18 protein-coding genes are annotated in these 18,585 nt (G+C 71.9%); 5 read left to right on the top strand and 13 right to left on the bottom strand.

Going from position 1 to position 18,585, the window contains the following annotated elements; translation table 11 throughout:
• Window positions 1-68 precede the first annotated feature (68 nt).
• From C3V41_RS01220 to C3V41_RS01200, 5 genes are all read left to right on the top strand, one after another.
• Window positions 69-1,754, top strand: coding sequence for a cytochrome c biogenesis protein CcdA (locus C3V41_RS01220; protein WP_106108755.1), 1,686 nt, complete (start codon window positions 69-71; stop codon window positions 1,752-1,754).
• 139 nt (window positions 1,755-1,893) lie between these two features.
• The gene (locus tag C3V41_RS01215; RefSeq protein ID WP_106108754.1) at window positions 1,894-2,472 is read left to right on the top strand and encodes a sigma-70 family RNA polymerase sigma factor; all 579 of its coding nucleotides are present in this window, start codon (window positions 1,894-1,896) and stop codon (window positions 2,470-2,472) included.
• Window positions 2,469-3,227 (top strand): anti-sigma factor, encoded by a 759-nt coding sequence (locus C3V41_RS01210; protein WP_106108753.1) that lies wholly within the window; start codon window positions 2,469-2,471, stop codon window positions 3,225-3,227. The genes C3V41_RS01215 and C3V41_RS01210 overlap by 4 nt, the downstream gene beginning before the upstream one ends.
• Window positions 3,228-3,494: 267 nt before the next feature.
• Complete coding sequence (locus C3V41_RS01205) at window positions 3,495-4,175, top strand: sugar O-acetyltransferase (RefSeq protein ID WP_106108752.1); 681 nt, start codon at window positions 3,495-3,497, stop codon at window positions 4,173-4,175.
• A gap of 55 nt (window positions 4,176-4,230) precedes the next feature.
• Window positions 4,231-4,950, top strand: a complete 720-nt coding sequence (locus C3V41_RS01200) for a nitroreductase (RefSeq protein WP_106108751.1) — start codon at window positions 4,231-4,233, stop codon at window positions 4,948-4,950.
• A gap of 157 nt (window positions 4,951-5,107) precedes the next feature.
• On the opposite strand, the gene C3V41_RS01195 is transcribed toward C3V41_RS01200, so the two are convergent.
• The 13 genes from C3V41_RS01195 to prmC all read right to left on the bottom strand — a co-directional run bounded on the left by C3V41_RS01195 (window position 5,108) and on the right by prmC (window position 18,505).
• Window positions 5,108-6,130 (bottom strand): CPBP family intramembrane glutamic endopeptidase, encoded by a 1,023-nt coding sequence (locus C3V41_RS01195; protein ID WP_106108750.1) that lies wholly within the window; start codon window positions 6,128-6,130, stop codon window positions 5,108-5,110.
• A 360-nt stretch (window positions 6,131-6,490) separates the two neighbouring features.
• The gene (locus tag C3V41_RS01190) at window positions 6,491-9,511 is read right to left on the bottom strand and encodes a UvrD-helicase domain-containing protein (RefSeq protein WP_106108749.1); all 3,021 of its coding nucleotides are present in this window, start codon (window positions 9,509-9,511) and stop codon (window positions 6,491-6,493) included.
• A 132-nt stretch (window positions 9,512-9,643) separates the two neighbouring features.
• Window positions 9,644-10,108 carry a hypothetical protein gene (locus C3V41_RS01185; protein WP_106108748.1) on the bottom strand — a complete coding sequence of 155 codons (465 nt, stop codon included), beginning with the start codon at window positions 10,106-10,108 and terminating at the stop codon, window positions 9,644-9,646.
• A gap of 276 nt (window positions 10,109-10,384) precedes the next feature.
• Window positions 10,385-11,134, bottom strand: coding sequence for an NAD(P)H-binding protein (locus C3V41_RS01180; protein WP_106108747.1), 750 nt, complete (start codon window positions 11,132-11,134; stop codon window positions 10,385-10,387).
• A gap of 266 nt (window positions 11,135-11,400) precedes the next feature.
• Window positions 11,401-12,030, bottom strand: coding sequence for a hypothetical protein (locus tag C3V41_RS01175; RefSeq protein ID WP_106108746.1), 630 nt, complete (start codon window positions 12,028-12,030; stop codon window positions 11,401-11,403).
• Entirely contained in the window at window positions 12,027-12,875 is an 849-nt protein-coding gene (locus tag C3V41_RS01170; RefSeq protein ID WP_106108745.1) for an ImmA/IrrE family metallo-endopeptidase, read from the bottom strand. The genes C3V41_RS01175 and C3V41_RS01170 overlap by 4 nt, the downstream gene beginning before the upstream one ends.
• Window positions 12,875-13,225: a helix-turn-helix domain-containing protein gene (locus C3V41_RS01165; RefSeq protein ID WP_106108744.1), complete on the bottom strand. Its 351-nt coding sequence runs from the start codon at window positions 13,223-13,225 to the stop codon at window positions 12,875-12,877. The genes C3V41_RS01170 and C3V41_RS01165 overlap by 1 nt, the downstream gene beginning before the upstream one ends.
• Window positions 13,226-13,443: 218 nt before the next feature.
• Window positions 13,444-15,693 carry a UvrD-helicase domain-containing protein gene (locus C3V41_RS01160; protein ID WP_106108743.1) on the bottom strand — a complete coding sequence of 750 codons (2,250 nt, stop codon included), beginning with the start codon at window positions 15,691-15,693 and terminating at the stop codon, window positions 13,444-13,446.
• 3 nt (window positions 15,694-15,696) lie between these two features.
• Window positions 15,697-15,855 carry a hypothetical protein gene (locus C3V41_RS12995; protein ID WP_165271558.1) on the bottom strand — a complete coding sequence of 53 codons (159 nt, stop codon included), beginning with the start codon at window positions 15,853-15,855 and terminating at the stop codon, window positions 15,697-15,699.
• 239 nt (window positions 15,856-16,094) lie between these two features.
• Window positions 16,095-16,808 carry a DNA alkylation repair protein gene (locus C3V41_RS01155; RefSeq protein WP_106108742.1) on the bottom strand — a complete coding sequence of 238 codons (714 nt, stop codon included), beginning with the start codon at window positions 16,806-16,808 and terminating at the stop codon, window positions 16,095-16,097.
• A gap of 73 nt (window positions 16,809-16,881) precedes the next feature.
• A complete protein-coding gene (locus tag C3V41_RS01150) occupies window positions 16,882-17,145 on the bottom strand; it encodes a Txe/YoeB family addiction module toxin (RefSeq protein WP_106108741.1) in 264 nt (87 codons plus the stop codon).
• Between the two features lies 1 nt (window position 17,146).
• Window positions 17,147-17,404 carry a type II toxin-antitoxin system Phd/YefM family antitoxin gene (locus C3V41_RS01145; RefSeq protein WP_106108740.1) on the bottom strand — a complete coding sequence of 86 codons (258 nt, stop codon included), beginning with the start codon at window positions 17,402-17,404 and terminating at the stop codon, window positions 17,147-17,149.
• Between the two features lie 225 nt (window positions 17,405-17,629).
• The gene (gene prmC, locus C3V41_RS01140; protein WP_254423633.1) at window positions 17,630-18,505 is read right to left on the bottom strand and encodes a peptide chain release factor N(5)-glutamine methyltransferase; all 876 of its coding nucleotides are present in this window, start codon (window positions 18,503-18,505) and stop codon (window positions 17,630-17,632) included.
• Between the last annotated feature and the right edge of the window lie 80 nt (window positions 18,506-18,585).

Below are 18,585 nucleotides of genomic sequence, written 5' to 3'. Positions count from 1 at the left end.
CCCCTCCAATCCACTACCCCCTTCCGCTCCGAACCCGAGGTGACACCACCTGCCGATAAGGAGTGATCATGATTAGCCTGGTTCTCATAGGCGTGCTCGGAGGCCTCATTACCGGGATCTCCCCCTGTGTCCTGCCGGTCCTGCCTGTCGTCCTCCTGTCCGGGGGCACCCGGGCGGCACGGCCCGACGCCGGACCCGAGCCCCCCTCCCGGTGGCGCCCCTACCTGGTGGTCACCGGCCTGGTGCTCAGCTTCACCGTCCTCACCCTCCTGGGATCGACCCTGCTCACCCTCCTCCACCTGCCCCAGGACCTCGTCCGCTGGACGGGGATCGTCCTGCTGGCCCTCATTGGCGTGGGCATGATCGTCCCGAGGGTCATGGAGGTCATGGAGCGCCCCTTCGCCCGGTTCCAGAGGCTGGGCTCGCGCAACCCCTCCGGCGGCCTCGCCCTGGGCCTGGTCCTGGGCGCCGCCTACGTCCCCTGCGCCGGCCCGGTCCTGGCGGCCGTCTCCGTGGCGGGCTCCACCGGGAGGATCGGCGCGGACACCGTGACCCTGGCCCTGTCCTTCGCCCTGGGCGCCGCCGTGCCCCTGCTGGCCTTCGCGCTGGCGGGGCAGAGGGTCACCCAGCGTCTCAGGGCCTTCCGCTCCCGTCAGAGGGGCGTGCGCCTGGCCGCCGGGGCCCTCATGGTCGCCCTGTCCGTGGCGCTCGTCCTCGACCTGCCCGCGGCCCTCCAGCGCTCCCTGCCCGACTACACCGCCTCCCTCCAGGCCGGCGTCGACCGGTTCCTCAACGGCAGGGGCGCGGGGTCGAACCGGGCCTGCGTCCCGGGCGCCGACCACCTGGCCGACTGCGGCGCCCTGCCCGCCGTCACGGGGGCCACCGCGTGGCTCAACACCCCCGGCGACCAGCCCCTGAGCGAGGCGGACCGGGCGGGAAAGGTCCAGCTCATCGACTTCTGGGCCTACTCGTGCATCAACTGCCAGCGCTCCGTCCCCGGTATCCAGAGGCTCCACGAGACCTACGCCGCCCACGGGCTGCAGGTCATCGGCGTCCACTCCCCGGAGTACGCCTTCGAGAAGGAGACGAACAACGTGCGCGAGGGCGCCAGGAGGCTGGGTATCACCTACCCCGTGGCGGTGGACTCCGACCTGGCCACCTGGCGAAGCTTCGGCAACCGCTACTGGCCCACCCACTACCTCGCCGACGCCACCGGCCAGCTGCGTCAGGTGGCCTTCGGGGAGGGTGGTGAGGCCACCACCGAGAGGCTCGTGCGTGAGCTGCTGCGTCAGGCCGACCCGGACGTCGCCCTGCCCGAGCCCGTGTTCACCCCCGAGGACGACGCCCCCACCGTGACCGGGTCGCGGACCCCGGAGACGTACCTGGGGGCGGCCCGGGCCTCCATGTTCGCCTCCGGACGTCTCCCGGAGGGCCGCCAGGAGCTGACCTTCCCTGACTCCCTGGAGCCGGACACCTTCGCACTGGAGGGCACCTGGGACGTGGGGCGGCAGTCCGTCTCCCCCGCGGACGGCCCTGCCCGGCTGCGCCTGGCCTACCACGGCAGGCAGGTCAACCTGGTGGTCTCCGGCGAGGGCGACCTCACCTACAGCGTGGACGGCGGCCAGGAGCGCACCCTCCACGTCTCCGGGGTCCCCAACGCCCTGGAGCTGCTCAGCACGCCACAGACCAGCAGCGGCACGCTGGAGCTCACCGTCTCCCCCGGCCTGGCCCTCTACTCCTTCACCTTCGGGTGACAGGTCCTCCGGACACCACCCGCCCCGCCGCCCCGCCGGGGCGCCACGCGGGCGTCCAGGGCGCGCAGGCCGGCCCGCAGGCCACCCCCGCTACGACGCCGGGGAGCCACCGCCCGGCCCGGTCCCCTACGATGTCACCGTGACACCGCAGGACACCACGGGGGCGGGGCCGGAGGCACAGCCGGACGCCGCCCTGCTGACCCGGGTCGCGCAGGGGGACGCCCAGGCCTTCGCCTGCCTGTACGATGCCTGGGCGGGCAGGCTCCTGGCCCTGGTGCTGCGTATCGTGGTGGACCGCGCCCAGTCCGAGGAGGTCCTCCAGGAGGTGTTCCTGGAGGTGTGGCAGCGTGCCGCCACGTTCCGTCCCGAGCGCGGCAGTGCCCGGGCGTGGCTGGTGACCCTGACCCGCCGTCGGGCTATTGACCGTGTCCGCTCCAGCCAGTCCTGCCGGGACCGTGACCACGCCTGGCGCGGTGGCTACGAGCCCGACTACGACGTCACCGCCCAGGCCGCCGAGGACCACCTGGAGGGGGCGCGGCTGCACCGGGCCCTGGAGAAGGTCGGCGAGCCGCACCGCTCCACCCTCGAGCTGGCCTACTTCAGCGGCCTCAGCCACGCACAGATCGCCAGGCGCTGCGGGGTGCCGCTAGGGACGGTCAAGACGAGGGTACGTGACGGACTGCTCAAGCTGCGCACTCACCTGGAGGTGGAACGATGACCGGCACCCGGGGCACCGGCCCCCGTGACGTCCCCGCCGACGCCGAGCTGGAGGCGCTCCTGGAGGGGGAGACCGCCTCCCTCCTGGGTGCCTCGCTGGAGCCGGTCCCTCCACCGCCCGCCCTGCGGGCCCGGCTCCTGGAGCAGGTCGCCCGCACGCCCCAGGAGCGTCCCGCCCCGTCCTCCGCGCCCAGGGCGCCGTCCGAGGCCCCGGATCCGGGGCGGGCCGACGCCGTCGTGGTCCCCCTGGGCCGACGGCGCTGGCGCACCGTGGTGCTGCGGGCGGCGGCGTGCGTGGCGCTCCTGGGCACCGGCGCGGTCCTGGGGCACTGGAACGCCATGGAATCCATGTCCGCCACGGAGCACTTCGCCCACCTCAACCAGGCCCAGGACGTGCGACGGGTCTCCCAGGCCATGCCAGACGGCCACGTGGCCACCCTGACCTGGTCGGAGGGCATGGGGATGACGGCGCTGAGCCTGCCTGCGGGGATGTCCGCCCCCGTCCCGGGCTCCAGCCTCCAGGTCTGGCTCAGGCAGGGGGACGACACGACCTCGCTGGGGGTCTACGACCCCGGCTCGGGGGACACCTTCTCCTTCCTGGCCCTCACGCCCCGGCCCGGCCAGCAGGTCCTCATCACCCGGGAGCCCCGGGGCGGCTCCGCCCAGCCCACCTCACCGCCCCTGGTGGTCCTCCAGGTGGGGGACGGCACCGCCACGCCGTCACCCACGCCGCCACCGAGCGAGCCGCACACCTGATGCCGCCCGCCCCAGGGGGCCGCGCTGGCGTGGATCCTGCTAACGCCTCGCTCCTGCCCTGAGGCCGCCCGCGGGCCGGGCCCTCACGCCGCCGACGCCCGACCGCGGGCCCGCCACCAGGCGGTGGGCCGGGGCCGGGCCCGCCCAAGGCCGGGGCCGGACCCGCTACGGGCCGCAGGTCACCGTGACCCTCCTGGCTCCCGGTCTGCCCACTGGGCCGGGGCCGCCACGGGCCGCAGACGGGGCGGGCCCGGTAGGCTCGTGCCCATGACCGGCTCCCACAGCACCGACGACGCCCCCGCCCCGTCCCAGGGCACCGGGGAGCGCTTCCCCCTGGCCGCCCCCTACCTCCAGGGGGATCCGCGGACCAACCGCGAGCGCATGCTCGCCGGGGACTGGTACGTGTCCGACGACCCGGACTCCCGGCGGATCGCCGCCCGAGCCCGTCGCGAGCTGTCCCGCTACCAGCGGGCATTCGACGAGGGCGAGCCCGACGCCCAGGCCCACCTGCGCGCCGCGATCCCGCACCTGGGGGCCGGTGCGATCCTCCTGCCGCCGGTGCGCGTGGACTACGGGGAGAACATCATCGTCGGCGAGGGCAGTTTCGCCAACTACGGGCTCACCGCCCTGGACGTCGCCACCATCACCATCGGGGTGCACTGCCAGTTCGGCCCGAACGTCCAGCTGCTCACCCCGATCCACCCCCTGGAGCCGACGCCGCGCCGAACGGGGCTGGAGAGCGCCGATCCCATTGTCATCGGGGACAACGTGTGGCTGGGCGGCGGCGTCATCGTCTGCCCGGGCGTGACGATCGGCGACGACTGCGTCATCGGCGCGGGCGCCGTCGTCACCCGCGACATCCCGGCCCGCTCCCTGGCCGTGGGCTCCCCCGCCCGGGTCATCCGCACGCTGGACGACTCCACCTTCGTCCCCCGGCGCCGGTCGTAGAGTCCGGGGCGGCCCCGACCGCCAGCACCGCCGCACTTCCCAAGGAGCCACCGCCGTGAACCCCGAAGCCTTCTCCGACCTGGCCGCCGCCCGGCACTCCGTGCGCGACTTCCGGCCCGACCCGGTGCCGGGCGAGGTCCTCGACGCGATCCTCGACGACGCCCGCCAGGCCCCGAGCTGGTCGAACACCCGGCCCTTCATGGTGGCGCTGGCCACCGGGGAGCGGGCGGACCGCCTGCGCGCCGCCTACGTCGCCGAGTTCGACGCGACCCTCCCCGTCCAGCACAAGGAGCGCGGCGCCACGGCTCGCCTGGTCCTGAGCGGCAGGGCGCCCGACGGCGACTACCGCACCTGGGCGCCCTACCCCGCGGAGCTGCTGCCCCACTCCCAGGCCGTCGGCGGCCGGCTGTACGCGCACATGGGCATCGCCCGTCGGGACCGCGAGGCCCGCGACGCGGCCGCCCGGCGCAATTGCGAGGCCTTCGGCGCGCCGGTCATCGGCTTCGTCCTCATCCACAAGGACTTCATGCCCTTCGCCGCGCTCGACGCCGGGCTCATGCTCCAAACCCTGTTCCTGTCCGCCAAGGCCCGCGGCGTCGACTCCTGCCCCCTCGGGGTCCTGGCCACCTGGCGCCGCCCCTTCGACGCCGAGTTCGAGGCGCCGGCCGACTACGGCCTCATCACGGGCTTCGCCCTGGGCTACGCCTCCGACGCCCCGGTCAACGACTTCCGGGCCGATCGGCGGGCCGTGCGCCTGGTGCCGGCCCGGTCGTGAACCGGGCGGGCCGGGCCCGACCAGGTCCGGCTCGCAACCCCGATGGCCCCGTGAGCCGGGCGGATCGTCACCGGCCGCCGCTGTCCGCGGTGCTCGACGCCGCTCGTCGTCGTCCGTCAGCGTCCGACGGCGCGGCGCCCGCCCGCACCCGCCGCCGTCACCGCCGCTCGACGACGTCGTCGTCCGCCGGCGCCGGACGCCGCCATCGCGGCGCCAGCAGCATTCCCCGGCGTCGGGCCATCAGGAGGATCACCGCGGCCGCCGTCGCGCACACGACCACGGTGACGACGGAGCCCTCCACGCCCATGCGGCCGCCGGTGAGCCAGTCGGGCCCGTGGAAGGTCGCTTCGAACAGGCCCCGTTTGATCATTCCGGTCCCCGAGACGTCGGAGCCGAAGACGCCGCCCTGGATGAAGTTCCAGGACGCGTGCACCCCGATGGCCAGCCACAGGCGCCGGGTGAGCAGGTAGCAGGCCCCGAGCAGCGGCGCGGCCGTGAGGGCGATGATGAGGCAGCCGGACAGGGTCGCTCCGGAGTTGGTCAGGTGCAGCAGGCCGAAGACGACGGAGATGGTTCCGAGCGCCCACCAGCTGCCCAGCCTGGTCTCGATGAGTCGCTGGAGGAATCCGCGGAACATCGTCTCCTCGTTGAATCCTCCGACGACCCCGAATATCAGGCCGACGGCGATGCCCTCCGACCAGCCGACCCCGGTGATGCGGTAGGCCCCCGCCAGGGCGAGGACTGCGAAGACGGCGCAGATGAGCGCGCCGCCCAGCGCCAGCCCCGCGGCGAGCTCGCGCAGTGCGCCGGGGCCGCCCATCTCGGGCGCTTCACGGCAACCGATTCGTCGGACGATGAGGCGGTACCCCGCCACGACCGTGATCACGCACGTCGCCGAGACGAGGAGCGCGGTCGTCAGGTAGGCCATGGGTTGCGGCATGACGGATGTCAGCAGGTGCGTGCCGCCTCGTGCCACGATGATGATCAGGGTCTGGGTGAGGAGGAAGAGCCCCGCTCCGGCGAGCCCCTGGAGCCAGGAGCGTCGCTCGCGCGAGCCCGGAGCGGCGGAGTCCGCGGGAGCGGCGGAGTCCGCGGGAGCGGCGGAGTCCGCGGGAGCGGCGGAGTCCGCGGGAGCGGCGGGGGCCGCGGAAACGGTGAGAGGACGAGGATGCTGTGCCATGCGGCAATGACATCACGAGCTCTCCCACCCCTCCATGGGGCCAGCACCAGGGTCCGGGGTGGAGCCGGCGGGTTCGGGGTGGAGCTGGCACCACCCCGAGCGCCGCGGACACCGTCTGCGACGGCTCCACCCCCTGGGGGGTCGAATTGGTGATGTCACCCGGGCTCGCATTGTGCGAGGCGGGCTCGGCCCGCGCCAGCCCCGACCGCCCCGGATCGTCTGCTACGCCTTTTTCCGTCTACTGCGCCCCTTCACCCTCTGCTACGCTCCTTTTTCTCGTACAGTGAAGGGTCAAGAGGCGTAGCAGAGACAAAAGGGCGTAGCGGACGCCTCGGCCAGGTCCGAGCCGGCGCGGACCCCTCAGATCCTGGCGATCGGCGCCAGGCGCAGCATGAGGCGCTTGGTGTTCTTCGCGCCGTCGACGGTGAAGGTGACGCGGGCGACGGTCGAGCGCCCCGCGCCCTCCAGGGCGACGACGTCCCCCTCGCCGTAGGCGTCGTGGCGGACGCGGTCCCCGACCTTCAGACCGGCGACGGCGGCGGGCAGCGCCCCGCCGTCGGCCCCATCGGCCCCGGCGCTCGAGCCGTCGAGCCGCGTGGGCCTGCCCCGCTTGGCCATGCGCTCGGCCCGCCGCGCCTCGAAGCGGTCCTTGGGGGTCTCGACCCGGCCGAGCCGCCCCGTGCGCTTCGGGCGGCCCGAGCCGATCGGCGGGGCGAAGTCGTCGTCGTAGGAGGGCCGACGGCGGCCCCCCGCGGCCTTCCCGGCACCGCCCCCGGTGCCGTAGGAGCCCCGCCCGCCTCCGAGCCCGCCCTCCCAGCTGCTCCCCCAGCCGGTGCCGCCCCCACGCAGGGCGTCCGTGGAGGAGGCGATGCGCCTCCACTCCATGGTCTGCGCGGGGATGTCCTCCAGGAAGCGGGAGGCGGGCATGGCGTTGGCCGCCCCCCAGGCGGAGCGCACGGCGGCCCGGGTCACGTAGAGGCGCTCACGGGCGCGGGTGAGGGCCACGTAGGCCAGGCGGCGTTCCTCGGCCAGCTCGGTCTCCTCGGCCAGGGCCCGGGAGTGCGGGAAGGTCCCGTCCTCCAGGCCGGTGACGAAGACGACCGGGAACTCCAGCCCCTTGGCGGTGTGGACGGTCATGAGGGTGACCTGGCCCTGCTCCTGGTCCGGGGCGTGGGCGTCCTGGGTGTCGGCGCCCGGGGGGAGCTGGTCGGAGTCGGCCACCAGACTGACCCGCTCCAGGAAGTCGGCGAGCGCGCCGTCGGGGTTGGCGTCCTGGAAGTCGGCGGCCACGGAGTGCAGCTCGGCGAGGTTTTCCACGCGCGCGGCGTCCTGCGGGTCGTCGCTGGCGCGCAGCTCGGCGAGGTAGCCGGAGGCGTCCAGGGCGGAGTCGAGGATGTCGGCGACGCCGTCGCCGGCGGCGAGCTGGTGGCGCAGGCCAGTAAGGAGCTGGTGGAAGGCAGTCACCTGCCTGGTGGCCCGGGCGGTCAGCCCCTGGACGGCGGGCGGCTCGGTCGCCTCCTGGGCCCCGGGCGCCCCGGAGCCCACCTCACCCGTCCCGTCCTGGGCCCCGGGTGCGGGCTGCGCCGCCCCTGCCGACCCGGTGGCGGGCCGAGGCTCGCCGGCGGCGTCGGCCACGGCGCGCCCGAAGCTCACCGAGTACCTGGAGGCGTGCGCGCCCAGGGCCGCCTCCGCCTTGTCCCCCAGGCCCCGCTTGGGCACGTTGAGGACGCGACGCAGGGACACGTCGTCGTCGGGGTTGTCCACGGCACGCAGGTAGGCGATGGCGTCCCTGATCTCCTTGCGCTCGTAGAAGCGGGTGCCGCCGACGACCTTGTAGGGCTGCCCGGAGCGGATGAAGGCCTCCTCCAGGGCACGGGACTGGGCGTTGGTGCGGTAGAAGACGGCCACGTCGCGCGGGCGCACACCGGCCTCCTCGGCCAGGCGGCTGATCTCGGTGCTGACCCAGCGGGCCTCGTCGTGCTCGGAGTCGGCCACGTAGCCGATGATCGCGGGCCCGTCGCCGGAGTCGGTCCACAGGTTCTTCTCCCGGCGCCCGGGGTTGCGCGAGATGACGGCGTTGGCGGCGGTGAGGATGTTCTGGGTGGAGCGGTAGTTCTGCTCCAGCAGGATGGTGCGGGCCGTCGGGTAGTCCTTCTCGAACTCCTCGATATTGCGGATGGTGGCTCCGCGGAAGGCGTAGATGGACTGGTCGGAGTCCCCCACCACGGTCAGCTCACCGGGGGGGAGGGCCGAGTCGGCCCCGGAGGTGCCCGGTCCCCCGATGAGCTCGTGGACCAGCACGTACTGGGCGTGGTTGGTGTCCTGGTACTCGTCGACCAGCACGTGGCGGAAGCGGCGCCGGTAGGCCTCGGCCACATCGGGGCGCTGCCGCAGGAGCTGGACGGTGCGCATAATGAGGTCGTCGAAGTCCAGGGCGTTCGCGGCCCCCAGGCGGGCCTGGTAGGCGGGGTAGACCTCGGCCAGGTGGCGTTCCAGGGGGTTGGAGGTCACCGCCTCCTCGGCGAACTGGGCGGGGCTGACGAGCTCGTTCTTGAGGTCGGAGATGCGGTGCGCGAAGGCCTTGGGGGTGAAGCGCTTGGAGTCGATGCCCAGCTCGCGCACCACGAGGGTGATCAGGCGTGCGGAGTCGGCGGCGTCGTAGACGGAGAAGGTCGAGCGCAGTCCGGCGGCGGCGTGCTCGCGGCGCAGGATGCGCACGCAGGCGGAGTGGAAGGTGGACACCCACATGCGCTGCCCCACCGGGCCCACCAGGGCGGTGACCCTCTCGCGCATCTCGGCGGCGGCCTTGTTGGTGAAGGTGATGGCCAGGATCTCCCCGGGGCGGGCGCGGCGCGTGGCGATGAGGTGGGCGATGCGGCGGGTCAGGACCCGGGTCTTGCCGGACCCGGCGCCGGCCACTATGAGCAGGGGGCTGCCGGCGTGGGTGACGGCCTGGGCCTGGGCGGGGTTGAGGTCGGCCAGGAGGGTGGTGGGGTCGGCGACGGTGAGCCCGGGGAGGGGGCCTGGGCCGTAGGGGCGTGCCGCGTCCCCGGGGCCCGACGCCGTGGCCCCGCCCCCGGCGGGCTCGCGCCTCCCGGCATCGCGGGCGCGGGCGGCGTTCGCCCGGGCACGTGCGACGAGGGCGGAGACGCCGGTCTGGTGCTCCTCCCAGGTGGGGGCGACGGCGCCCAGGTCCGGGGGCGCCTCCTCGGCGGGAGGCTCGGTCTCCCAGTCCTCGGCGGGGGGCTCGACGTCGGCCCAGGAGTCGTCGGCCGGGTCGGGCAGGCTGGGCAGGGCCGCCTCTGCCGGCGCCTGCGCACCGGGGCGCACCTGCGTACCGGAGACGGGCAGGGAGCCGAAGAGGGAGTTCATCGCGTTCATCTCACGGCCAGCCTATACCAGCCTAAGGGCGGTACCGCGGGCCCCGGACGCCCTGCCGAGCTGGCACCATCGCTTCCCCCACTCACGGCGGTACCGCCGAGGAGGCTGGCGACGACGCTATCCCGCGGAACGCTACGCTCCCAGGCGTGCTGGTAGGTCCCCCACCGGGTGCCACACCACGCGCCGCCCCTGCCTGGAGGCGTCGAGGTAACCGCGCCGGGCGAGGTCGGTCAGGTCGGTCCGGGCCGTCTGTGCCACGACGCCGTAGCGCGCCTGGTGGTCCGCGACGCTGGTTGACAGCCCAGGGTCGCGCAGAAACCGCCCCAGGACGTCCGTCTGGCGGTAGTTCAGCCCGAGCCCGCGTAGGAGGACGTCGGCGGACCGCAGCTCCGCCGTCTTGCGCGCCAGGTAGGCGTCGAGCTCGTTGACAGCCCGGACCACGACCCTGGCCTGCTCCAGGAGGAAGTAGGTGAGATCACCCTGGTGCTCGGTGTACAGGAAGGAGCGCGCATAGCGTGCGGGGGCGCGTCGCAGCAGCCGGGAGGAGGAACCAGTCCCACGGGTGGTAGTCCGGATCCGTTCGCAGTCGCTGGTCAAGGAGGACCTCGAGGTACCGGGGCGTCCCCCGCAGGGAGGCGGTGACCGCCTCCAGCGACGGTGGTGGGACGGGCGTCTTCATGTCCGGCTCCTCAGAACGGCTAACTGCCAGCAACTGCTAATTTAGCTTAAATTAGCAGTCGATGGCAGGAGGCGACCGCTCCGGTCCAGGCCTCACCGCGTCGGTTCACCCCTGCTCCAGGCAGGCTGGCGCCGTCGCCCAGGTGGCCCCGGACGCCCTCGCACCGGACGCCGACCCGTGCGCCTGCTCCTCGCTCACCCGCGCAGCCGCGCGATATCGGCCTGGACGGACGCGGGCTCGTCGGTGAGCGGCACGTTGTTGGCGTCGAGCACGCCGTCCAGGGCGCCGGGCCCGTCCGCCCGGGTGGCGGCGAACAGGGCCTCGAAGTCGGTCACGGGCGCACCGGTGGTGCTGAAGACCTCCACGGTGCGTCGGGCCCCGGAGGGGACGGCGGCGCCCTCCAGGAGGACCTGGGCGATGTGGCGGCGGTCCACGCCGGGGCGGCCGGTGACCGTGTCCCCCTGACGCAGGTCGATACGTCGGTCGCCCGGGCCCTGGTAGTCGAACCAGCCGGGCCGCACGATCGTGTAGGGGTGGCCGCTGACGCGCACGAGGCGCTCGGCCCGCCGCTTCCACTCCACGAAGCCGTAGCGGCTGCGGCCCGCCGAGCGGCTCGTGTTCATCGCCGTCATGAGGCTGACGTGGGTCCCGGCCTCCAGGGCTTCCAGGACCGCCAGGACGGTCTCGTAGAAGCTCACTCCCCCACGACCGTCCACGTCCCCGCCGTGGGTCAGGACGACGGCGTCCACCCCCTCCACCAGGAGGCGCAGGTCCGCGGCGGACGCGGGTGAGGCCTGGACGACCTCGGCACCCGCGGGCAGCACGCCACGGGCCCGCCCGGCGTCACGGCTCTGGGCCCGCACGCTCAGGCCGCGCCCCAGGGCCTCCTCAGCCACCAGACGGCCGACCTGGCCGGTTGCACCAATGACGAGAACCGTTGTCATGAGACGTCACCTCGGGTATCAGCGAGTGCGTGTGCGGTCATGCCCCGAGTCTGCCCCCACGGGCCCGGGGCTGCCAGGCCCTCCCAGTACCCGGGTCGATGGCGGGCGCACCACCACAACCAGGTCATCTTCCTCCCAAGGTCAGCTCCATTAACAACTCGTAAGCCAACACGATCAATGCCTGAGAAATAATCTCCTCAAAAATGTTGGCATCGTCCTCAGGAACGATGCCTCCCGGCTTACGACAAGACGCCTATTTTCTGTGATCAACCTGGCTCTCGCCGCCAGAGAGGCTTATGTAGAAGACCTGTGTCCTCAATTGGCACGAGGCCGTCATCGAGACCACGCATCCGCTCATACAGCTTACGAAGCTCTCCTCGGTCCCCGAAGCAACCGTCACGGATAGCTTTTTCAAGGACGGTGGGGGTACGCATCAGCGAGACGGTCCCGACGCTCCGTCCCTGCTGTTGCAGACGCCTAAGTCGCCGTGACTCCAAGGTAGCCAGGCGGGCACCCTGACCGTCGTCGACGAGAACACCGACGTCTGTTCCCGCCTCCGCGAGGACCACGGCGTGCGCAATGACCATGATCTCACCAAGATTCTTAGGCTCAAGAACCCGCCTTGCAAACGACTGACCAGTCATCCTCACGACGACGCCGCCGAGGGTGTCGGAGTAGACGTCATCGAGAACAGTCAGGAACTTGCTGCCACGAAGCTTCCCGAGCGTACGTGAGGCTGATTCGAACCGCGGATCTCTAGCGGCCTTTCCCTCGATCTCGCGGTACACAGTACGAGGTAATGTCAGCGGCCCGACCACCCGGATCAGAAGCCGCTCGGAGTTGGTGGCGAAAAAGTTGAGGCTGGGACCTGCATCGAGAATTACGGGCGGGCTCACGTCTCCGCCTCGGACTCGTCCCCAAGCAGCACGTCGAGCTCAGCGAGGTCGACCGCTGGAAAGGAGGCAGTAGACGGTATGCTCCAGACCGGGCTGTCCGGCACCGGTCGTACCCCGGCGCTCTCCATCTCGGACACAAGCTGGACGACCGGGACACCTCGGAGCGTTGCCAGCGTCTGTGCCGACACGACGCCCTGCCGATAACCCTCAATGGCCCTGGCGAGCAGACGCCGAGGGGGACGCGGACGGCGGGACACGTTCTGGAGGGCCGCGTAATACTCGCTCCACCCGTAGCGGGCGGCGAGAACAGGGGTGTAGATCTGCTTCCACTCCTCCTTGGTGTCGTCGGTAATGGCTCCGGCCTCGCTGAGGGCTATGGCGGCAATAGCGGGAGACACGAGGTACCTGCGGACCAGGAGGGACAGGTCGGCCTCGGTCCACTCCCCCTGGTGACTCTCCATGGCCCGCTCAACGGCGGCACGCGGAATGAGGAGGTGACGCGCGAAGGCGTCGGCGAGCCGCTCCGGGGCCGGACGCCTCCCGTCAGTCCTCGGGCTCAGTTCTACACAGTCGGAGTGGATGACATGGCTGAGCTCGTGGGCGAGGCTGCTGCGCTGACGCATCGGGTTGTCACTGCACGCAATGAGGACGAAAACGGCACCACGTTCAGGATCGGTCACCGTCAGGCCGTGCTCATTGGTCGGCGCCTTGACAATGGCCACGTCGTGACCAGTAGCCTCCTCAATGACCCCTACGAGGTCCACCAGGGGACCGGTACCGAGGCCGTGCTCCTCACGAAACCGCTCCGCGGACTTGCGTCCGAGAACCTGAGTGCTTCTCCGCATCAGCGAGCCTGCGGGATCGCCTGGTCCGCCAGGTAGGCGTCGAGCTCCAGGTAGCCGATGGCGGTGGCACGCATGGCTTCCATGGTCGCACCCTCGGTCGAGCGCGCTGCCATACGGCAGCGGTCCGCCACCGTCCCGCGTCCGGTCAGGGCCGAGAGCGTGACCCCGGTCGCCTGGGCGAGGAGGATGAGCTCCGGCATGGTGGGGGTGCGCTGGTTGTTGAGGATCCGTGAGATGGTCGACTGTGAGATACCGGTGCGTTCAGCTGCCTGTCGTTGGCTGAGGCCTGCCTGGGTCAGTGCTCGGGCGACGGCGTCGGGAGCGGTAGTGGTAGTGGTGGGAACGGTCATGGGCACACCTCCTGAATCAGGATTTGACGCCATGATTCATTCTAGGCGGGGCAGGGCTGTACCGCAGCCGTACCGAGTGTGATGTCACGAAGACGACACCGCCTGACCGTCGGCGGCAGAGCGTCAGGGCCAGGCGGACACCTGCCTGTACCCGCCACCCCACCACTCGGTGCACAGCGTTCGCCGGGGCCCGGCTGACGTCCCCCGGCCGGTACGGGCTACCTCCTGGGCATGGGCGTGGGCACGACCGCGAGCACGTCGCGCGCCCGCGTGGCCGCCACGTACAGCAGCGAGCGCTCACGCAGCCGCCAGTCAGCCAGGGCCGTCTTGTCCAGGGGCTCCCGGTAGCGGCGCCGGGGGTCGAGGAGCGTGTTGACGTCGAGCAGGAGCACGTGCGTGAACTCCAGACCCTTGGCGCGGTGCATGGTCATGATCAGCGGCCTGCCGGGCCTGACCTCCTCACGGTCCACGACCTGCACCTCCAGGCCCTGCTCGCCCAGCGCGGCGGCCACCTGGTCGCGCTGGCGCTTGTCGGGCACGAGGACGGCGATCGTCTCGGGGGCCGGGGCCCCGGCACCGGTCTCCCCGGCCGCAGACGTCAGCAACCACTTGCGCACGATCGCGGTGACGCACAGTATCTGCTCGTGCGGTGAGCTCGCACGGGCAAGGAACGGCAGCGGCCCGGAGCGTGAGGAGCGGTAGGGGTGCTTCTCGACCAGTCCCTCCAGGTCGGTGAAGGAGCCGCCCTCGAGCACGTTCACGGCCCAGGCCAGGTTCTGCGCGGTGGTCCGGTAGTTGAGCGTCAGACGGCGGGCCCGCCCGCGGATCTCGATCCCGTAGTGGGACAGGGTCACCTTCTGGCCGTAGATGCGCTGGTGGGAGTCCTCGCACAGGAAGAGGTCGTCGGGTCCCTGGGCGACCAGCGCACGCAGCAGCTGGAAGTGCGCGGGGGTGAGGTCCTGGGACTCGTCGACGATCACGTGGTCAAAGAGGTGCTGACCGGTCCGCTCAAGCCACGCGGCTGCGATCGCCGCCCTCTCCGCGAAGCTGGTCCCCCCTTCCGCGCGGCCGGCGGACCGGTAGGCCGCGACCACCTTCCAGACCGCCATCCGCCTGGCCCGGCTGAGGGACAGTCCCCGGCCCTGACGCCGCACGCTCAGGTACTGGGACTCGGTGGTGACCCGGTAGGGCAGGATGACGGTCTCGTACTCGGCCTCGAAGAAGGCCGTGGTGGCGATCTCGGCGGGAAGGATCCGTCCGGCCTCGTCAATGGCCTGGTCCCAGCTGACGTCGGAGGACTTCAGCGGGTCCTCCCGGGGGTGTCCGAGCACGTCCTTGACGGCGTCGGCGATACCGGAGCGAGCCCGTTTCATTATGGCCCAGACGAGCTGGTCGATGCCGCTGACGTAGACACCGGGCCTATCGAGCCGCTCTACCGTCTGCGCGCCGGAGAGCTGGTGGACCTGGGAGGCCAGGTCGTCGGCCAGGTTACGGGTGTAGGTGGTCAGCAGCACGCGCGCACGGGGGTTCGCCCGGGCCAGGTTGCGGGCGCGGTGGACGGCGACGACGGTCTTGCCGGTGCCCGCGCCCCCGGACAGGCGGAAGGAGCCGTTACGGGACTTCTCAGCGTACTCGCGCTGCTGGGGGTGGAGGAATATACGCCAGGCACCGAAGTCCCCACTATTAATAATCCGGCGCAGCTCGTCATTGTCCTCAACCTTGTAGAAGGTCATGCGGGCGGCGGGCAGGTTCAGGCCGGCGAGGAACTTCTCGTCCTCCGTGCCCTCGATGACGGCGCCCTGGTCGAGGGCGAGGTTGCTGCGCACCTGCTCCAGCGGGGTACCGGTCGCCAGCTCCAGGAGGGCGTCGGCCTGCCACTCCACGCTTGCGGCCCCAATAATGTCCTCCAGAGCGTCCTCGGTGGGCGCGGCGAGCGCACGGGCGACGAGCTCCTCGTCCACACCGAGACGGTCGTGGATAATCTGCACGGTCAGGCCCGGCTCCCAGCCGGGGGCCTTCCCCATGACGTTCGCGCTCTGCACCGGGATGTCCGCAGGAGCCGGGGAGGCAAAGGACCTGCCGGGCGCCTCGGCTGGGGCGCTGGAGACCGGGGCGTCCTCGGCGAGCGCCTCGACGGCATCGGTAATGCGGTGAATCTCGGGGACCCCGTTGACGCGGTTCGTGGTCAGGCGGGTGGTGCGCGCTATCTCAATGGCCTTGTTGTGCGGCCAGATGCCGTAGAATCCGTAGACGGGACCGAAGCTGCTGTCCACCTTGAACAGGACGGCCCGGAAATTACGGTCCACCCTGCCTGTGCGCACTCGGGGGTCGGCGGCCGACTGAATGGGCTCAATGTGCAGGCCGGGAAGGGTGTCATCGGCCCTGAGCTTCTCCAGGAAGGCGTACGCCTTCTTGTTCATGGACGAGTCCATGCCGTCCTTGACGTTGATCATCACCAGAGTGGGCACGTCTCACTCCTCATCCAGACAGACACGCACCGACATAGCTGCCACCGCAATGATGACGGGCAGGATCTCGTCGAGCAAGGGCGTCGTCCTCCACAGGATGACATGAGACTTAAGTCTCATGTCTCGGTGGTGGGAGGACCCGGCGGGGACGGTCAGGCTCATGAGGGCATCCTCGCACGTTCTATGGGCTCAGCGGCGAGAGCCCCGCCACCGGAGAATCTCGCCGTCGCCCCGGGAAAGAGAAGCGAGGCCGGCGGTGCGAGGCCGGATGCCACGGAGGCGCACCGGGAGCGGGGGCTGCCGTAGCGGCCCGCAATGTAGCCCAGCCCATGCCACGGACGCGCACCGGGGCGGAGACTCTCCGGGCCGGCGACGGGCCGCTGGCCTCGCGGGGTCCCGGCTCACAGGTGCTTGAGCGCCTCGCGCCGACTCAGCGGGGACAGGCGCGGGTGGTCCGTAACGAAAGTGCGCACCCAGGCGCCGTCGGTGCGGGCGTAGTCCCTCAGCGCCCAGCCGATCGCCTTGCGGATGAAGAACTCGCCGTCGTCCTGGTTGGCCTCGATGACGTCGCTGAGCAGGGGCAGATCGGTGCGCTCCTTGTGCTGAAGCTGGCAGATGATCGCGCTGCGGCGCACCCACAGGTCCGCATCAGTCGCCCAGGCGCGCATCCGGGCGGCAGCGGCAGGATGCGCCCGCACCACGAGGCCGACGGCGTGCGAGGCCTCGTCCACCAGGTCCCACCACTGCCCGGTGCGCAGCAGGTGCTCGTACAAGGCGAGGGACTCGATGCGGTCGGCGTGGGGCGCGGAGAATCTGGAGCGGATAATGGCGAGCACCGCGAACCGCTCCTCCCGGTGCCCGGCCGTGTCCCACACCCGGCGCAATGCGGCCTCCCAGCCGGTGGCGTCGCGCCACAGGCAGGGGTGGGAGGCGGCGACCGCCTGGGCGATGCGGCGGGCGCGGGGGACGCCGACGCCGTACATCTCCATGGCCGACTTGAGGTAGCGGCGCTGCTGCTCGGCCCGCTCGGGGTCGCCGGCTGCGGCCAGCGCCTCGCGCAGGTCGCGGACGAGGGCGTCCGTCTCCTCGGTGAGCCGGGCAGCCAGTGGGGTCATGCCAGCACCATAGCGGATCGCCATCACGCTCACCGGCCGTGCCGGGCCAGCGCGCACGGGCCCGCTGGCCGGGTCAGTCGCCGTAGTGGTGGCGGCAGGCCACGATGTGGATGTCCCCACCGTCATCGATGCGGTAGACGAGGCGGTGCTCGTCGGTAATGCGCCGTGACCAGTGGCCGGTCAGCTGGTACCGCAAAGGCTCGGGCTTGCCAATCCCCTCGTGGCCGGAGCGCTGGATGTCGTGCAGGAGCAGGTTAATGCGCCTGCGCACCTTGCGGTCATGGAGCTGCCACCACAGGTAGTCCTCCCAGGCCTGATCGGACCAGATGAGCGTCATCTCAGTCCAGCTCGATGAGCTCGTGGACGGTGCCGTGGCCAGCCTCCAATGAGGCGATCGACTCCAGCAGGCGCTTGGCATTGGCGGGGTTGCGCAGGAGGTAGTCGGTCTCCTTGAGGGACTGGTACTCCGCCAGCGAGACAATGACCGCCGGAGCGTGCCCGGCCCGGGTGATGACGACCTCCTCGCAGTCGTCAATGACGGAGTCCAGTACCTCGGCGTAGTGGGCGCGGGACTCGGTGTAGCTCATGATCTTCACGGCAACCCCCCTCAATGAAACGTACAAAGAAGCGTACCTCTTGTCGGAAGGCGCGGTCCCGGGATACGCCCAACAACCAGGTGAGCTGGCTCACCTGATTCAGGGCGGCAGGGAAGGCCCGCCGTCTGGGCACAACCCGGCAGTCGAGGTGACCCGGCTGCCCGGCCTGGCGGCCGGTCCAACCTGGCAGCCAGTCTGACCCGGCAGCCCGGACGGGCCCGCCCGTCAGCGCACCGCGCGCAGGTAGCGGTCCCGGCCGGTCAGGTCCTGGCCGGTGTCCGCCGTGACGAACCCAGCGGCCCGGGCGGCCTGGCGCAGCGCCGCCCCCTGGCCGGGGTCGTGCTCCAGCACCAGCACCCCCCCGCCACACAGCAGGGCGGCGGCCCGTCCCACCACGGCCACCGGTACGTCCAGGCCGTCCCGCCCCCCGCCGAACAGGGCCGCACGCGGGTCGTAGCGGGCGGTCTCGGCGTCCTCCACGGACCCGGGCGGCAGGTAGGGCGGGTTGGACACGACGACGTCGACGCACCCGTCCAGGTCCGCCAGCGTGCCCGGGGCGGTGGCGTCGGCCCCCACCACCTCCACCCGCCCCGGGGCCAGGCGCTCACAGTTCTCCCGGGCCAGGGCCGCAGCCGCCCCGTCGATCTCGACGGCGACCACCCGGGCCCCCGGCGCCTCCACCGCCACGGCCGCGGCAATGGCGCCTGAGCCGGTACACAGGTCCACCACGAGCGGGGTGGGCAGCGCGCGTGCGGCCTCAATGGCCTCCCCCGCCACCACCTCCGTCTCAGGGCGGACGACGAAGACGCCGGGGCGCACCTGGAGCTCGAGCCCGCGCAGCCACATGACACCCAGGACGTGCTGAAGCGGCTCGCGCCCCGCCCGACGCCCCACGAGCGCGAGGTAGGCGGGGAGGAAGTCCTCCCCGGCGCCGTCGGACAGGACGAGCGGGGCCCCCAGCAGGTGCTCGGCGAGCAGGCGCGCGTCCACCTCGGGCGAGGCCACACCCGCGGCGGCCAGGCGCCTTGCGGCGGAGCGGACCGCAGCGCGCAGCTGGTAGCGGTCCAGGGACGAGGGCCCGGGCGGATCCGGCGCGCTCACGAGGCCTCCCGGGCACGCGCCGGTCGCGGGCCCCTGGTGTCCGCACACCCGACACCCCTACCGTCCGCACACCCAACAGG

Origin of the sequence: Actinomyces sp. oral taxon 897 (assembly GCF_002999235.1) — a bacterium.
Classification (GTDB): Bacteria; Actinomycetota; Actinomycetes; order Actinomycetales; family Actinomycetaceae; genus Actinomyces.
The sequence above is the reverse complement of the archived record's forward strand: the minus strand, read 5'-3'. Positions and strand labels throughout refer to the sequence as shown.

Coding starts and splice junctions, on each gene's coding strand:
- C3V41_RS01220 (WP_106108755.1), top strand. CDS start 69: ATGATTAGCCTGGTTCTCATAGGCGTGCTCGGAGGCCTCATTACCGGG.
- C3V41_RS01210 (WP_106108753.1), top strand. CDS start 2,469: ATGACCGGCACCCGGGGCACCGGCCCCCGTGACGTCCCCGCCGACGCC.
- C3V41_RS01205 (WP_106108752.1), top strand. CDS start 3,495: ATGACCGGCTCCCACAGCACCGACGACGCCCCCGCCCCGTCCCAGGGC.
- C3V41_RS01195 (WP_106108750.1), bottom strand. CDS start 6,130: ATGGCACAGCATCCTCGTCCTCTCACCGTTTCCGCGGCCCCCGCCGCT.
- C3V41_RS01190 (WP_106108749.1), bottom strand. CDS start 9,511: ATGAACGCGATGAACTCCCTCTTCGGCTCCCTGCCCGTCTCCGGTACG.
- C3V41_RS01180 (WP_106108747.1), bottom strand. CDS start 11,134: ATGACAACGGTTCTCGTCATTGGTGCAACCGGCCAGGTCGGCCGTCTG.
- C3V41_RS01170 (WP_106108745.1), bottom strand. CDS start 12,875: ATGCGGAGAAGCACTCAGGTTCTCGGACGCAAGTCCGCGGAGCGGTTT.
- C3V41_RS01165 (WP_106108744.1), bottom strand. CDS start 13,225: ATGACCGTTCCCACCACTACCACTACCGCTCCCGACGCCGTCGCCCGA.
- C3V41_RS12995 (WP_165271558.1), bottom strand. CDS start 15,855: ATGAGCCTGACCGTCCCCGCCGGGTCCTCCCACCACCGAGACATGAGA.
- C3V41_RS01155 (WP_106108742.1), bottom strand. CDS start 16,808: ATGACCCCACTGGCTGCCCGGCTCACCGAGGAGACGGACGCCCTCGTC.
- C3V41_RS01150 (WP_106108741.1), bottom strand. CDS start 17,145: ATGACGCTCATCTGGTCCGATCAGGCCTGGGAGGACTACCTGTGGTGG.